Source organism: Photorhabdus sp. CRCIA-P01, from assembly GCF_003545805.1.
Taxonomy (GTDB): domain Bacteria; phylum Pseudomonadota; class Gammaproteobacteria; order Enterobacterales; family Enterobacteriaceae; genus Photorhabdus; species Photorhabdus antumapuensis.
In genome coordinates this window covers 20,854-38,058 of the sequence record NZ_NMQR01000028.1, presented here as the reverse complement: position 1 = coordinate 38,058, position 17,205 = coordinate 20,854, and the positions used below count along the sequence as shown (strand labels likewise).

At 45.7% G+C, this 17,205-nt stretch carries 10 protein-coding genes; 6 read left to right on the top strand and 4 right to left on the bottom strand.

The annotated features are described in order from the left end of the window. Positions 1–154 precede the first annotated feature (154 nt). From malE to malG, 3 genes are all read left to right on the top strand, one after another. On the top strand, positions 155–1,354 hold the full coding sequence (gene malE / locus D3222_RS16060; RefSeq protein WP_118987058.1) for a maltose/maltodextrin ABC transporter substrate-binding protein MalE: 1,200 nt from the start codon (positions 155–157) through the stop codon (positions 1,352–1,354). A 124-nt stretch (positions 1,355–1,478) separates the two neighbouring features. Next, the gene (gene malF, locus D3222_RS16055; RefSeq protein ID WP_118987057.1) at positions 1,479–3,035 is read left to right on the top strand and encodes a maltose ABC transporter permease MalF; all 1,557 of its coding nucleotides are present in this window, start codon (positions 1,479–1,481) and stop codon (positions 3,033–3,035) included. A 12-nt stretch (positions 3,036–3,047) separates the two neighbouring features. Further along, positions 3,048–3,938: a maltose ABC transporter permease MalG gene (gene malG, locus D3222_RS16050; RefSeq protein ID WP_118987056.1), complete on the top strand. Its 891-nt coding sequence runs from the start codon at positions 3,048–3,050 to the stop codon at positions 3,936–3,938. Positions 3,939–4,004: 66 nt separating this feature from the next. On the opposite strand, the gene D3222_RS16045 is transcribed toward malG, so the two are convergent. Further along, complete coding sequence (locus D3222_RS16045; protein WP_118987055.1) at positions 4,005–6,020, bottom strand: LTA synthase family protein; 2,016 nt, start codon at positions 6,018–6,020, stop codon at positions 4,005–4,007. Between the two features lie 1,131 nt (positions 6,021–7,151). Between D3222_RS16045 and D3222_RS16035 the strand changes: the two genes are divergently transcribed. Further along, positions 7,152–7,406, top strand: a complete 255-nt coding sequence (locus D3222_RS16035; RefSeq protein WP_046974258.1) for a type II toxin-antitoxin system Phd/YefM family antitoxin — start codon at positions 7,152–7,154, stop codon at positions 7,404–7,406. Continuing rightward, a complete protein-coding gene (locus tag D3222_RS16030) occupies positions 7,403–7,657 on the top strand; it encodes a Txe/YoeB family addiction module toxin (protein WP_118987053.1) in 255 nt (84 codons plus the stop codon). The genes D3222_RS16035 and D3222_RS16030 overlap by 4 nt, the downstream gene beginning before the upstream one ends. Before the next feature lie 199 nt (positions 7,658–7,856). On the opposite strand, the gene malQ is transcribed toward D3222_RS16030, so the two are convergent. Together malQ and malP are read right to left on the bottom strand one after the other, a co-directional pair. Next, positions 7,857–9,944 carry a 4-alpha-glucanotransferase gene (gene malQ, locus D3222_RS16025; RefSeq protein ID WP_118987052.1) on the bottom strand — a complete coding sequence of 696 codons (2,088 nt, stop codon included), beginning with the start codon at positions 9,942–9,944 and terminating at the stop codon, positions 7,857–7,859. Between the two features lie 9 nt (positions 9,945–9,953). After that, the gene (gene malP / locus D3222_RS16020; RefSeq protein WP_118987051.1) at positions 9,954–12,356 is read right to left on the bottom strand and encodes a maltodextrin phosphorylase; all 2,403 of its coding nucleotides are present in this window, start codon (positions 12,354–12,356) and stop codon (positions 9,954–9,956) included. Between the two features lie 428 nt (positions 12,357–12,784). Here malP and malT point away from each other — a divergent pair, with 428 nt between their 5' ends. After that, the gene (gene malT / locus D3222_RS16015) at positions 12,785–15,499 is read left to right on the top strand and encodes an HTH-type transcriptional regulator MalT (protein WP_118987087.1); all 2,715 of its coding nucleotides are present in this window, start codon (positions 12,785–12,787) and stop codon (positions 15,497–15,499) included. Between the two features lie 8 nt (positions 15,500–15,507). Here the strand turns inward: malT and D3222_RS16010 are convergent, their stop codons facing one another. After that, entirely contained in the window at positions 15,508–16,701 is a 1,194-nt protein-coding gene (locus D3222_RS16010; RefSeq protein WP_118987050.1) for a multidrug effflux MFS transporter, read from the bottom strand. Positions 16,702–17,205 lie beyond the last annotated feature (504 nt).

The following is a 17,205-nucleotide window of genomic DNA, read 5'->3' as shown; positions in this document are numbered from 1 at the left end:
TTTTTGTAATAGAGATCACAGCCATTCCGGGCAGGGAGTAGAGTAGGGGAGGATGAGACTTTCCATTGTTGATTGCACACTAGATCAGCATTCTCCGCCAATGTAACAAAACAGTTCACCCTGAACCTATTCAAACTACTATAAGGACGGAATGATGATAAAAACAACCTTAAAAGTAGGCGCCCGTACCCTGGCGCTTTCTGTTTTAGCTTCACTGGTACTTTCTGCCTCTGTTTTTGCAAAAATTGAAGAAGGTAAGCTAGTTATCTGGATCAACGGCGATAAAGGCTACAATGGCCTGGCACAAGTTGGTGAGAAATTTGAAAAAGATACGGGTGTCAATGTGACTGTTGAGCATCCAAACAAGTTTGAAGAGAAGTATTCACAAGTCGCAGCAACCGGTGATGGGCCGGATATTATCTTCTGGGCTCATGACCGTTTTGGCGGCTATGCCCAGTCTGGGTTGGTGGCGGAAATCACGCCGGATCAGAACTTCAAGGATAAGTTATTTCCATTCACTTGGGATGCTGTACGTTACGACGGTAAACTGGTCGGTTATCCTATCGCCGTTGAAGCCCTCTCTCTTATCTACAATAAAGACTTGGTGAAGACCCCGCCAAAAACTTGGGAAGAGATCCCGGCTCTGGATAAGGAACTGAAGAGCAAAGGCAAAAGCGCCATTATGTTTAATCTGCAAGAGCCTTATTTCTCCTGGCCGCTGATTGCGGCGGACGGCGGGTATGCTTTCAAGTTGGAAAATGGCGCATACGATGTGAAAAACGCCGGAGTGAATAATGCAGGTTCCAAGGCAGGGCTGAATTTTATTATAGATTTAGTGAAAAATAAGCATCTGAACGCGGATGCTGATTATTCCATTGCCGAAGCCGCGTTCAACAAAGGTGAAACGGCGATGACCATCAACGGTCCGTGGACGTGGTCCAACATCGACAAAAATAATATAAATTACGGCGTGGCGTTGTTACCAACCTTTAAAGGCCATCCGTCTAAACCGTTTGTCGGCATATTGACGGCAGGTATCAATGCCGCCAGCCCGAATAAAGAGCTAGCGAAGGAGTTCTTGGAAAACTATTTGCTGACCAACGAAGGTCTGGAGATGGTGAACAAGGATAAACCGTTGGGAGCTGTGGCACTGAAATCCTATCAGGATATTCTGGCCAAGGACCCACGTATTGCCGCCACGATGGAAAATGCTCAAAAAGGCGAAATCATGCCGAATGTCTCACAAATGAGCAGTTTTTGGTATGCCATGCGCAGCGCTGTTGTTAATGCGTTGACCGGCCGTCAGACCGTTGATGCCGCATTAAGTGACGCGGAAGCCCGCATAACCAAGTAACCTGTGAGCGCTCTTCTCCCGAGAAGGGTGTCTCTTTCCTGCAACCAGTAAGGATGCCTGTTTGCAGGAAGATTGATTAAGCTATCCGCAAAACTGTTATGTCGTAGTAAAAAGGAAGAGCATTATGTCAGCGACGCTCGAAAAAACATCATGGTGGCAGCATTCTGCTCTGAAATGGTTTGCAGTGAGCTTGTGTATACTCTTTACCGGTTATCTGGTGGTATTGATGTACTCACAGGGAGAGTATCTATTCGCAATACTGACACTGGTATTGTTAGGAATGGGGACTTACGTTTTTGCCAACCGCAATACTTATGCCTGGCGCTATGTCTATCCGGGTATAGCCGGAATGGGATTGTTTGTACTGTTTCCGCTTATTTGCACCATCGCCATCGCCTTTACCAACTATAGCAGTACCAATCAACTAACTTTTGAACGTGCACAATCTGTCCTGATGAGTCGTCAGTATCAATCAGGGCAAACATTGACTTTCAGGCTTTACCCAAAATCGGACCTGTGGGTTTTGGCACTGAGCGCACCGGGCCAGACTAAACAACTGGTATCCGAGCCATTTTCTCTGTCAGTAACAAAAGAGACGACTTTACACTTGCACGAGCAGGACAACATTGAGAACGGTGAAGCCGCGACATTGCGCATTATCACCCAGAATCGACAGGCGCTGAACCAGTTAGTTGCTGTTTTACCGGATGGTGACCGGCTGAGAATGAGTTCACTGCGTCAATTCTCTGGTGTGCATCCTCAATACTCTCTTGGGGAAGATGGCAAGACTCTTACTAACAATCAAACAGGTACGCTTTATCGCCCCAATATCGATACCGGTTTCTATCAGTCTGTCAATGCTGAGGGAAGATGGGGAAATGAGACTTTGACGCCAGGATTTACTGTTTCCATCGGCTGGAAAAATTTCCTGCGTGTGATCCAGGATGAAGGTATTCAGAAACCGTTCCTCGCTATTTTTGTTTGGACGGTTGTCTTTTCTTTGTTCACGGTGGTACTGACAGTCGCTGTTGGCATGGTTCTGGCTTGCATTGTGCAGTGGGAGGCGTTGAAAGGCCGTGGTGTTTATCGCATGCTACTGATTCTGCCTTATGCAGTGCCATCATTTATTTCTATTTTGATTTTTAAGGGATTGTTTAATCAGAGTTTCGGTGAGATCAATCTGTTGCTTAACGGCCTGTTCGGTCTTAAACCTGCTTGGCTTACCGATCCAACGATGGCCCGAACCATGCTGATTATAGTGAATACCTGGCTTGGGTATCCCTACATGATGATCCTCTGCATGGGGTTGTTAAAGGCAATACCAGACGATTTGTATGAGGCATCGGCGATGGATGGTGCGGGGCCGTTGCAGAATTTTTTCAAGATTACCTTCCCATTGCTGATTAAACCGCTGACACCGCTGATGATTGCCAGTTTTGCCTTTAACTTTAACAACTTTGTTCTGATTCAGTTGTTAACCAATGGCAGGCCAGATCGCATTGGCACCACGACACCGGCAGGCTATACCGATTTATTGGTGAACTATACCTACCGTATTGCTTTCGATGGTGGTAGTGGTCAGGATTTTGGTTTGGCTGCGGCGATTGCCACAGTGATCTTTTTGCTGGTGGGTGCGCTGGCGATTATTAACTTGAAAGCTACCCGCATTAAATTTGACTAAGGAGGGAATGCAATGGCGATGGTTCAACCCAAATCACAGAAATGGCGTGTGTTGGCGACACATTTGTTGATGTTATCCTTTATTGCCATGATTTTATTCCCGCTGCTAATGGTTATTACTATCTCTCTGCGGCCGGGGAATTTTGCCACGGGTAGTTTGATCCCGGAAAGCATCTCTTGGGAGCATTGGAAATTAGCACTTGGCTACAGCGTGGTGTCACCAGATGGTCATGTTACACCGCCACCTTTCCCAGTTATGCTATGGCTCTGGAACTCTGTTAAGGTCGCCTTTATTACCGCCGTCGGTATCGTTACATTATCAACCACCTGTGCTTATGCTTTTGCCCGTATGCGTTTTCGCGGTAAAAGTACCTTATTGAAAGGCATGCTGATTTTTCAGATGTTCCCGGCTGTACTTTTCTTGGTGGCGCTATATGCCCTGTTTGATCGTTTGGGGGAATATATACCGTTTATCGGCCTTAATACCCACGGAGGTGTGATTTTTGCTTATCTGGGGGGCATTGCGTTGCATGTCTGGACAATTAAAGGTTATTTCGAAACCATTGATGGCTCCTTGGAAGAGGCGGCTGCGCTTGATGGCGCGACGCCGTGGCAGGCTTTCCGTCTGGTTCTGCTACCGCTTTCTGTACCAATTCTGGCAGTAGTATTCATTCTTTCCTTCATTGGTGTCATTACGGAAGTGCCTGTTGCCTCACTGCTTCTCAGAGATGTGAGCAATTATACTTTGGCTGTCGGCATGCAACAGTACCTTAACCCACAGAACTATCTTTGGGGCGATTTTGCCGCCGCCGCTGTGCTCTCAGCGCTCCCTATCACCATCGTCTTCTTGGTTGCCCAACGCTGGCTAGTCAGTGGTTTGACCGCAGGGGGAGTAAAAGGCTGATCACAATATTCATCAGTGTGAATCCCTTTAATACTTTGAGATTAAAGGGATGCACGGAAGTATCAATTATTGCTGGTGGTGAACTTGACGATTTAATTGCCATGACAGGAGATCGGTAAATACCTGCCAACGTTGGAACTGTTTGGTTTGGTCTGCTGTCATTGGCTGGGGTTCACCGAGTAATAATCCTGTTTGATTTGCCCACGGCCGAAATTCACCTTTGCCGATCATGATATAAGCCCCTTGCGGTGTAATAGTGACTTCTGGGTTATATCCTTGACACCAGATAGGGTCCAGATGTTCAGCCAGCAAATTACAGCCGGTACGGTAGTAAGCCGTATGTGACAAACTTAAATGATAGAGCGTTGGCCAGATATCTTTATGACTGCCGACTCTGGTCGCATCAAAGATCGTGTTTTGGCGATAAGCGGGTGGCACGTAGAGATAAAAGGGTACGCCGTGGCCGATTGCCAGTTCATGAGCATCTGGATAACTAATACCCCGAATATTATGGTCACCGGTTGCTGCGATAATAGTATGAGAAGCCAGTGACTGAGATTTTACCCAACCAATAAATTGTCCCAATTGATCATTGGCGTAACGCAGGGTATGAAAAACCTCTTGTAACTCATTACCGCTAGCCAAATGACTTAAACGTTGTTTCTCGGTATCACTCAGCTTGATGTCGGTTTTCTGATAGCCTTCCGGCGAGCTATACGGTGGGTGATGGGTAGTAGACAATGACATAATCAGAACATGTTCCCCGTTCTTTTCTGCCTGAATCAGGCGATCTTTAATATAACGGAACATGAATTCATCAGGCACACCCCAAGTGCCAAATTTGGCTTCTGGATAGCGTTTTTTCAGCCCATTCTGATCGATAAATTCACTGACTCCCAGGTTTGGCAGGAACTGGTTCAAATTACGCCATGCTCCGTTACCGGATGTGGCGAAGATGATTTTATAACCATTCGCCAGATAGGGTTTGAACATATTGCTGGTGAAATCGAGATCCTGAGCCGTGGATTGACTGATTGCACTGTTCGGGCTGCGGATCAAAAAACGGCTCAAGCTGTCAATGGTGCCATCCCCTTCAGAAACGAAACGTTCAAAATGCCAGTCGTTTTGCCAGTGCTGGCGTAGGGTGCCAAAAACATCAAGGTCTGGGCGATCCAAGCTTTGTAGGTGATAACCCATACTCTCCATGACGTTAAATATTACATGAGGCGGATTTTTTTGAGCGGTGGGATTATCGGCGGTTTTAGCCATAAACGGTGACAGATTCGCGGGGGTTGGCTTCTCCATAAAATGGTTTAATAACCAGTCACCTTGTTCATCTGTTGCTTCTGGGAAGTAGCTGTTTTTGTAATGATCATTAAACGCCCAGTTCAGTGCCATTGGAGCATTAGGTGTCAGCATATTAAGCATTTTGACTTCTGAAACTTGTGTATTGGACTGACGTAGTGGAAAGGTACCTATGGAGCCTCGCATACCAATGAAGCAGACAGTCAAAATAACCAGTGTCGCTATAGCAGAAATGGGCAGGTTGGTTTTGCGCGTTGTGTGTGAAATAAGATAGCGTTGCCAGAGCAGACAGAGCCAGAAAACAATAACGGCGAACAGGGCTAAACAGAGCAAACTTTCGATAATAGGATAGTCATTCCATAGGGTGTGCAGCACGGCTTGCGTATCATCTTCCACTAAGCCGAAGATGAAAATATCGAACGACCGTTCATAAGTGGCATAGTAGTAAACATTACTTACCGTCAAAGCCCCGACCACGGTATTGAGTGTTGTTGCTAACCACGGATAGGCGTGTTGCCATATGTTGAAGCTGTTTTTATTAATGGCAAATAAGCCAGCAATCAGCAAACAAGGCACAAACAGCAGACTGGCAATACGAATATCAAACAGCCCGCCGATCCAGAACATGCGTTCCACATCTTGAGTAGAGTCAGCAAAAAGCTGATAGCTGCCATAAGTTAAGAGAAGATAGATTCTTCCCGCCATTTGCGTTGCCACCGTTAGCAGCCAGGGAAGTAACAGCACGATAAAAGCTTGTTTAAATCTAGAAAACCACATAATGCCTTCTTATTGTAATAGATTGATAAGGTTAATTTAATATTTATCAGATCAAGATCCTATCTTATTCAGCAAATGATTGCCTATCCTATGTTAGGTTATTTTATTAGACATTTTTTGCAGTAAACAGCAGATCTGACCAAGGTCCAGACAAAATCGATTGAGAAAGGATGGTTTAGATTATGAGCCATCTTTTAGGTTGCTGACAAAACCATTTAAGAAATATGGGTTTTCGCATCATCGAAAATTTCAGATAGCGTGTTGTCGGTTGATTAGTTTTCTCTTGTCTAATAACGGCTTATTGCATCAATGATGATAAAAGGTCTGGCAGATTAATCAGCCAGAAAGGTGATAACAGTTGGGCAGATATTTAAGCGTTAACAGAGCGCAAAAATGATTTAGAAAGTAACGATATGAATTGATTTTAGCGTTAAATCACATTAAAGGCATAAAAACAGGCATAGTTTAAATCAAGTCGCAGACGAAACTGATTAAAACAGTGTAAAGCAAGTTTAATCTGGTGTATTTAAGGTATTGCAGTTTTGCATAATAAATTGCAAAATAATAATACTGTAAGTAACCCGATTTATATTCTGTTAAATCATTTGCTTAGAGACTGTAATTTATTTATGACAAAGTTTATTGTCAGTTGAAAACATTATTAAAGTCGGTTTCTTTGGTGAAATAGATTTTATGATTAAGTTATTCATGTTCATATTCATATTCATATTCATATTCATATTCTTATTCTTATTCTTATTCTTATTCTTATTCTTATTCTTATTCTTATTCTTATTCTTATTCTTATTTATCTTTTTTCCGGAGAGATGAGTATTAATAAAGTTTTCATTTTTCACTGATAGTTTTATGATGGGCAGGTTTTAGACTGTTATCAAAATTCATTTTTTTAACTTTTGGTTTTAATCGGTATAAGGTTTTAACAATTGCTTTTACCCTTTTTGACGCCCAGGGTGGGATTCCACTTTGTTTATAATCTATCCAGGTATGGTTTCGCTGCTAAAATGAGGAACTAACCAGCTCTGATGGTATACAGAAATATTGTTAGCGCAACACTTGCGTACTTATATCTGTACAAGTACAGTTTGGGTACAACATTGTGAGGTAATGACTATGAATACGATGAGTTATTCAGCATTCCGGGCTAACTTGGCGAGAACCCTGGATAAAGTGAATGATGACCACAAGCCCGTTATCATCACTCGCCAGAACGGAAAACCAGCGGTCGTTATTAGCCTGGAAGATTTCCAGTCTTACGAAGAGACGGCCTACTTGATGGCTAGCACCAAAAATGCTGCTCGCTTGAACCAAGCTATCGCGGAAGTGGAGGCCGGTAAAACCGTTGAGAAAGGATTATTGGAAGAATGATTTTATCTTGGGCGGAAATGGCATGGGAGGATTATCTACATTGGCAACAGACCGATAAAAAAATCTTAAAGCGCGTAAATATGTTAATTAAAGATATTAAACGGCAGCCCTTTGGTGGGCTTGGTGATCCAGAGCCACTAAAGCATAATTGGTCGGGATATTGGTCCAGGCGGATTGATCGAGAACATCGCCTAGTTTACAAGGTGACAGACGAAACAATCATTATTGTGCAATGCCGCTATCACTATTAATAAAACCTTATTGATGCTCCTTGCTGTGCGGCATCAGAAAATGCCTTGGTGAAAACTCAGCAGTGATAGTCGAGGAGCCAAAAGTCAGTAATCTGGAGGATGGTTTAGGTTATAAACCATCCTTGAAGATTATAATTGCATTAAGTTATTAAATGGGAAGAGATAGCTCTTTCAGAGGGGGAACCCGGTGCTACGGTGTTCAGCTCTCGGCTGCCCCTGCTTTTTTACGGCATATATTCAAATCATTCAGTAATTGGTTTACGTGATCATCACTGAACATCGTTTCCAGTGTAGTATTTAATTTACGTCGCCAATTGGGATATTCCATTGTAGTACCTGGAATATTGACGGGTTTATCCATATCCAGCCAGTCTTCGGGTTGCAGTCCCAGCAGTGCGCAGGTGCTGTGGGCAATATAGCGATGTAATCCCTGGTTTATCTCGGGTGACATTGCCACCTCTTTCGCAGTGTGGCCGATATGTTCCGGAATACAGCCGTAGCGATGCAATCCTTCTAATAACCCTTGTTTGCTGGCCTGACGTTCAGTATGTAACCCTTGCAGTAGGTCTTTATCAGGATATAGCTTGAGTGATTCACCAAGTGTCAAATCGTCGCTTTGCCAGAATCCACGTAAAGTAGGTAAATCATGCGTGGTGATGGTCGCCATTGCTTGTATCGGGTAATCCTCAGGTACACGGTATTCCCCATTGCCATGACGCTCAAAGTAGAGCACTTTATAAGAATAGACACCGCCATCGCGCAGTTTGCCCACAATATCTTCCGGTACAATACCCAAATCTTCACCAATGACCAGACAACGATGGCGTTGACTTTCTAATGCCAGAATTGCCATTAGATCATCAACTGGGTAGTGTACATATGCCCCCTTGTCGGCGGTTTCGCCATAGGGAATCCACCAGAGCCTGAGCATTGACATAACGTGATCAATACGTAAGGCACCGCAGTGGGTCATATTGGTGCGCAGCAGATTAATGAACGGTTGGTAAGCTTGGGTTTGCAAAACATGAGGATTCATTGGTGGTAAGCCCCAGTTTTGACCCAGTGGCCCTAGGGCATCCGGTGGCGCTCCCACTGATGCTTTGGTGCAGTAAACAACTCGGTTGCACCAAGTTTCCGAGCCTCCTTCCGCTACGCCGACGGCTAAATCACGGTAAATTCCAATGGACATGCCACTTGTTTGGCTTTGGGTAAAGCAGTCTGCAAGTTGAGTATCGGCCAACCATTGTAGCCAGAGGAAAAATTCCACTTCCTGCGGGTGAGATTGGCAAAATGTTTGTACCGCTTCACCGTGTGGATCGCGGTATTTTTCCGGCCATGCCGGCCAGCCCCAACAGGAACTCTCTTCCGCGTATAGCTGGCAATGTAGAGCGTCATAGGCGGCTTGATAGTAGAGACACTCACCACCCTGAATGACAAATTGGCGGAAAGAGGTTTTTGGCGAATCATGTTCTGGACGGGCGCTGAATTGTTGATATGCCAGACGCAGTGCCGCCATTTTCAGCGCCATAACTGCGGTGTAATCCACCCATTCCGCGTTACGGGCATCCTGCAACATGCGTTGAGTCGTCGCTGTTTGCCACCATCTCTGCGCTTCTTCGCTGTGTTTGAAATCCTCAACCTGATTAACATCAATGTAAATCACATTAAGCCAGTTGCGTGAAGAGGGGCTATAGGGGCTGGCGCTTTCTGGCATGGTTGGATGCAGTGCATGCAGCGGATTCAACCCGATGAAGGCGCCTCCACGTGTTGCTATCTCTTTCAGCATGTATTTCAGGTCACCAAAATCGCCGATTCCCCAGTTGTTTTCTGAGCGCAGAGTATAGAGTTGTACGCAGGCACCCCAAAGTTTTTCCTGCCTTAGCAGGGCATCCGGTTCATAGCAGCGTTTGGGCGCCACGATAATCTGCATAGACCAGCATTGGCTTCCTTGCGTCACAGTGAGGCGGTGGTATCCCAGATCAAGCGTATCAGGTAGCATCAGTTTATGGCGGCAATGCCCCTGAAATTCCTCTCCTTGCTCTGTCCGTATCTGCCATTGGTAGTGCTCTTCACCTTTCAGGGTGATAGTGAAGTGTTCACCTTGAGTGAAAACTTTTACTGTCGGCAAGGGTGAAACCGGCGCATTGGCCGGTTTGTTTACGTTTATCGCATCCAGCAAGCGATGTCGGGTTTCCGTTGGAATCGCTTGTGGCTTGCCATAAGCATTAATGTAGCTGGCGACAATGCCAGCCTCGGTCGCTAAATGATCGAGGCTCTTCTCCTCCATGATTTTTCCTTATCGGTTTGCTTGCCAGATGCGTTGTTGATAATCACGGATTGTTCGGTCAGAGCTGAACATACCCATCCGGGCGGTGTTCAGGATGGCACTATGTGTCCAATGTTGAGTATCGCGGTACAAGGTATCGATCTGTTTATGCGCATCACAATAGGAGGCAAAATCAGCTAGCACCAGATAAGGATCGCCACCTTCAATCAGACTATGTAGCAGCATATCGAATGCGCGTTTATCGCTATGGCTGAACTCGCCGCTAGCCAGTGCTTTGAGTATGTTGTCCAGGTGTTGATCTTCCTTGAGTAATGTCAGTGGGTCATAACCGGCAGCTTTTAAGGCTTTCACTTCTTCTACGGTATGCCCGAAAATGAAGATGTGGTCATCTCCTACCTGTTCGGCAATTTCAACGTTTGCCCCATCTAATGTTCCGATGGTCAGTGCGCCATTTAGTGCGAATTTCATGTTGCCAGTACCCGAAGCTTCCTTGCCGGCAGTGGAGATTTGTTCTGAAACATCGGCCGCTGGTATCATGAGTTCCGCGACAGAAACTTTGTAATCGGGGATAAAAGCGATCTTGATGCGATCACCGACAATCGGATCATTATTGATTTTTTCCGCCGCCTGATTGATTGCAGAGATGATATTTTTTGCCAAATAGTAGCCAGGTGCGGCTTTTGCACCAAACAGGAATACACGTGGCACGATATCCAGCGCCGGATTCTCCTGAATTTGTTTATAGAGCGATAGGATATGCAGCAGGTTCAGATGCTGACGTTTATATTCATGCAAGCGTTTAATTTGCACATCAAAAATGGCGTTTGGATCTAGCTTGAGCCCCATCACTTTATTGACATAATTCGATAGCAGGATCTTGTTGCCTTGTTTGATAGTTCGGTACTCTTCGCGGAAAGCGGCGTCATCTGCATAGGGTTCAAGTGCTTTAAGGGCATCAAGATCGTTAATCCATTCACGATTAAGCGTACGGTCAAGCAATCCTGACAGTGCCGGATTACACTGTTTGAGCCAGCGGCGTGGGGTAACGCCATTTGTCACGTTGAGAAACTTATTCGGCCATAGTTGATGGTATTCAGGGAAAAGATCCTTAACGATAAGCTGCGAGTGTAGTGCTGCTACCCCGTTTACGGCAAAGCCCGCGACGACGCAAAGATTCGCCATTCGTATCTGATGGTTATAATGTACAGCTAATTTTTCCCATACGGCTTGCTCGCCTGGCCAGGTTTTGTCCACCAGCTTTTTAAACCGGTAGTTGATTTCTTTAATGATGCTGTAATGGCGTGGCAGCAGGTGGCTGACTAGATCCTCGTCCCAACATTCCAAACCTTCTGGCATCAGGGTGTGGTTGGTATAGGCGAAAGTATGGCTGGTTATCTCCCATGCGGTTTCCCAACTCATCTGGTGTTTATCCAGCAGAATGCGCATCATTTCAGGGATGGCAATCGTTGGGTGGGTATCGTTAAGCTGGATAACTTCATACTTAGGCAGATCTTCTGTTTTGCGGCCCGCCAGATGATGGCGACGCAGGATATCTGCGACGGAGCAGGCACACTGGAAATATTGTTGCATCAGACGCAGGCGTTTGCCTTCTTGATGATTATCATTCGGATAGAGAACTTTCGTTAGTTTAGCGGCTTCAACACCTTGCTGTTCCGCTGCCAGGAATTGCCCGGCGTTGAATTTGTCGAGGTCAAATGGAGCAGCATGGGTTGCTTGCCACAGGCGTAATGGTTGAGTAACACCATTGCGATAACCAATGACTGGTAGATCCCAAGCTTCTCCAATCAAGGTGAATTCAGGTGCCCAGGTTTCGCGTCCATCATCTGTTATGACGACTTCGCCACCAAAATTCACCTCAACATCTAACTGAGCATTGTGGCGGAACCAGGGATAAGATTCTCGTCCCCAATTATCTGGTTCTTCAATTTGTTGCCCTTGCTCAAAGGATTGGCGGAACAGGCCGTATTGATAATTAAGACCATAGCCAATCGCTGACTGACCGATAGTTGCCATGGAGTCAAGAAAACAGGCGGCCAGCCGTCCTAATCCACCGTTACCTAAAGCGGGGTCGGTTTCTTGTTCCAGAAGATCACTTAGAATGATATTTTCTTCTGCCAGGTAAGCCTGAACGTCTTCATACCAACCAAGGTTAAGCAGGTTGTTTGCGGTCAAACGGCCAATCAGAAACTCCATGGAGATGTAGTTCACATGGCGTTGTTGCTCGGAATGATTGATGACAGGGCATGCGGGCACCAGCTCTGACAGGGCCGCACTAACGGCTTGCCACCACTGATGCTGGGTCATTTCCTGTGCTGAACCGAGGCCAAAGCGCTGCCATTGACGTGTCAGCGCAGCCTGAAACTGGGCTTTATCTAATCTGGACTGTTGCATGGAGTCTTCATCCTGTAGCTGAAAAGGAAAATTTAGACACTATGCTGAATGCTCTCAGGATCTAAAGCATCATCCTGGAGAGGTATTAGTCAGGGAGGAGTAAAAGGGCGTAGCCAGTCATCATATTTCGCGTCATTTTTGCACCCGTTGAACCCACTTTCTTCCCGGGAACTGATGAGGTGAATTTGCCAATCGCTTCCACAACTTATCTGTAGCAAATGGAATTTGCTGTTCAAGAATGTGATAGGGTGCGCAACTTAATACTATGGGGTTCGCAAACATATTTGCAAAAGCCGTCTATTTCACTAAATTTAGTTGGGCTGATTGATGACGTTATTACGGACTGTGAAATAAATCATTTAACTAATATTACTCATGGTTTCGGCGCAGGTTTCACTTATTTGCTTCTTAATTGGGCACGGAAATTAATGCTTATCCCATCAAAACTGAGTCGTCCCGTTCGTCTGAATAATACGGTCTTGCGTAAACGCTTGTTAATCAGGCTGAATGAGTCGTCTAACTATCGTCTTGTGCTAATAACTAGCCCCGCTGGTTACGGCAAAACCACATTGGTCTCTCAGTGGGCAGCCGGACAGGATAATCTGGGATGGTATTCTCTGGATGAGAGCGATAATCAACCGGAACGTTTTGCCAGCTATCTTATCGCGGCGTTGCAGCAGGCGACGCAGGGACACTGTGTTAAAAGTGAAGTGTTGGCTCAAAAACATCAATATGCCAATTTACCCGCGCTTTTCGCTCAATTATTTATTGAACTTAGTGAGTGGCGGCGGCCTATTTTCTTGGTGATTGATGATTACCATCTGATTGTAAATAACATTATTCATGAGGCGATGCGGTTTTTCCTGCGTCACCAGCCTGAGAATCTGACGTTAACTATCTTATCGCGTAATTTGCCTTCTCTTGGGGTGGCTAATTTGCGCGTGCGTGAGCAATTGCTGGAAGTTGACAGCCAGCAACTGGCTTTTGATTATCAAGAAACGCAGCAATTTTTTGATAAGCGTTTAACCACATCCCTTGACCCTGACGATTGTAAGCGTCTATGCAATGAAGTGGCGGGTTGGGCAACGGCGCTCCAGCTTATCGCGCTTTCAGCGCGGCAGTCGTGTGATGCCGCTGAACTGTCGGCTAAGCGCTTGTCGGGCATTAATGCCAGCCATCTTTCCGATTATTTGGTGGATGAGGTACTCAATCAGGTGGATAGTTCAACGCGTGAATTTTTGTTGCGCAGCTCTATCTTACGTTCCATGAATGATGGCTTGATTGTTCGTCTAACCGGCGAAGAGAATGGTCAGCAGCGCCTTGAAGAAACAGAACGCCAAGGGTTGTTTATCCAGCGCATGGATGACTCTGGCGAATGGTTTAGCTTTCATCCACTTTTTGCTTCATTTCTACGTCAACGCTGTCAGTGGGAAATGGCGTTGCAATTGCCGGAGTTGCATCGTGCGGCCGCAGAAGGTTGGCTGGCGCAGGGGTATCCGGGCGAGGCGATTCATCATGCCTTGGCTGCGGGTGATACCGCCATGTTGCGGGATATTTTGTTGCAGTATGCTTGGTCGCTGTTTAACCATAGTGAGTTATCGTTGTTGGAAGAGTGTATGAATGCGTTGCCCTATGAACAGCTATTGGAAAGTCCGCGTCTGGTGCTACTTCAAGCGTGGCTGGCCCAAAGCCAACATCGTTATTCAGAGGTCAATACACTGTTAAATCAGGCGGAACAGGCTCTGCAACAGAAACAAATTGCTATTGAGCCGGATCTACTGGCTGAATTCGATGCTTTACGGGCTCAGGTGGCAATAAACAGCGGCAAGCCGGAGGTAGCTGATAAGTTGGCGAAACAAGCCATGGCGGCACTGCTTCCTCAGAATGAATACAGTCGTATTGTTGCGACTTCGGTGGAAGGTGAAGTATTACATTGTAAAGGTGAGTTGGCTGATGCTTTGACGCGGATGCAACAAACCGAGCAGCTTGCGCGTTGTTTCCATGTTCATCACTATGCGTTGTGGGCGCTGTTACAGCAAAGTGAGATTTTACTGGCTCAGGGATATTTGCAGACGGCCTATGAAACGCAGAACAAGGCATTTGAATTGATCCGGGAACAGCATTTGGAGCAATTGCCGATGCATGAATTTTTGTTGCGTATCCGTTCACAGCTTTTGTGGTGCTGGTCTCGTCTTGAGGAAGCCGAAGAGGCCGCGCGTCGTGGGTTGGAAGTGTTGTCTAACTTCCAACCTCAGCAACAGTTGCAATGTTTAACTCAGTTGGCTAAATGCTCTTTGACCAGAGGAGATATTGATAATGCCCGCCGTTATCTGGCGCGTTGTGAAAACCTGCTGAGTAATGGGCAATATCACAGAGATTGGCGCACGAATACTGACAAATTGCGAGTCATCATTTGGCAGAATATGGAAGATAGAAGCGCCGCTATTCGGTGGCTGGCACAGACCGAGCGACCAGAGAGCGTCAATAATCATTTTAATCAGGGCCAGTGGCGCAATATTGCTCGTGCTCAGATTCTGCTTGGTTTGTATGATGAGGCTGAACCCATTTTAGACACACTAAATCAACATGCGAGAAAATTGCAATTAATCAGCGATTTGAATCGTAATTTACTGTTGTGTAATTTGCTTTACTGGCAGATCGGACGCAAAAGTGAAGCGCAGAGTGCACTTATCGAGGCATTGGCTCTGGCTAACCGTACCGGGTTTATCAGCCATTTTGTCATTGAAGGTGAGTTGATGGCTCAACAGCTACGCCAGCTTATTCAACTCAATACTTTGTCTGAACTGGAGTTGCATCGGGCACAGCGCATTTTGCGGGATATCAACCGTCAACATCGTCATAAATTCGCTCATTTTGATGAAAGTTTTGTCACACAGTTGCTAACACATCCTGATGTTCCTGAGCTTATTCGCAATAGTCCACTTACACAGCGTGAGTGGCAGGTATTGGGATTGATTTACTCAGGCTACAGTAATGATCAGATTGCCGCGGAGTTGGATGTAGCGACGACAACTATTAAGACGCATATACGGAATCTGTATCAGAAGCTAGGAATTGCGAATCGCCAGGAGGCGATTCAGCAAGCACAGCAACTGATGCAGATGATGGGGTTAGGTGTGTGACGGATATTTTAGGATTCTAGCGAAACTACCTGCCCTTTCAGGTTACGACTGAGTATGTGTGCTGACAGGATTAGCGTGGTACCGAGTATCATGACTAACACGAGTGACTGTTTGAGCGAAAATGGTAACGCCATGGCAATGAGCGAGAGGGCAGAGCCGACAGCCATCTGGACGAATCCTATCAATGCGGAAGCGACACCGGCTTCGTCAGAATAAGGTTCTAGTGCATAACTGGTCGCAGGTCCCATAACAAATGCCATACCCGTGCAGGCGAAAGAAACCGGCAACATATAACTAAGCCAGTGCTGGCTGGCGATAGTTGGCAGATGCATGCCAGAAAACAGAGCCAGGCTAGCCAGTGACATCAGAATTGTCCCTAACAGCAGGCAGGAAGGGCGGCCAATTCGGGGGATGATTTTAGTTGCGGTTAGGAAGGCGATCATCGTCCAGAGTCCGTTACCACCAAAAATCAATGAAAATGCTAACGGCGAAATATGGCCTTCGATCATCAGTACCGTTGGTGCAAATGACACATAGGTAATGACTATTCCCATAACGCCGGCATTAACTAAGGCAAAATGTATAAACTGGGCATTGCTAAGAATTTGAAAGTATTGCTTCAGCGGTAGCCCGCGAATTGGCTTAGTGTTAGCAGGGCGCGTTTCTGGTAGCCAGGTGGCAATGATCAGTAGTGCAATCACCGAGTAGCAAGCCAAAAACCAGAATGGCGCTCGCCAGTTGAACATTTCGGCCAGAATACCACCAAGTAACGGAGCGAGAGCAGGAACGATATTTAGCGTACCGTTAATAAATCCATAGGCTTTAGCCGCTTCGTCACCGTTTAGGCGATCACGCACGCCACTAATGCAGACAACACTGGTACAGCAGACAGCGCATCCTTGAATAATCCGCGCTGCAATAAAAATTTCGGGAAAAGTAGAAAGTGCTGCGATCACAGAACCGATGATATATAAGGTGATACCCGTTAAGGCAACTGGCCGCCGGCCGAATTTGTCCACTAGTGGCCCGGCAACTAATTGGCCTAGCCCCATAATCAGTAAAAACAAAGAAATCGTTGACTGAATAACTTCATTGTTAACTTTAAAATCCTCAGCGATGGCAGGAACCGTGGGTAAGAATACATCGATACCCAAAGGTCCAAAAAGTGCCAGGCTAAGTAGTAGAAGAATATAATTTTGCATGTGTGTTCTTTTGATATTTCAATAATATGGTGGTGGTTTTATTGGCGAATAGGCTCAGTGGAATTCATTCTTTAGCGCAACCAAAGATCTTGGATACACCAGAAATCCGACTGGCAAGTCATTTCAAGCTGGCGATAGGTGTGTTCAAGGATCGCGCACGGACAGAACCCTTTACTTTTTTTAAAGTCTGAACTTTATACGAGCTATTCACCAGTGTAAACCGGCTAGCTTGTGCGGGTATTTTAATGTCCGTCGAGAGTCTGACTATCTTCTCAGTATAAAAAACACACTTTTTCTGGCAGATCAGAAATGATTGAGAGTCTTTTATGACATTTGATCACCTATCAGAAAATAACTATGTGCGATATCAATATTCTTATCATCTGCGCAAAAGTTGCAAGATGGGAGACTTAAGTACAGTTTTGCAGGATTTCTAGCAGAATTTCTTGTGATTAACCTTATAGAGCAGCAGTTCTGCATGTCATTATCAAATCATTCAAAATA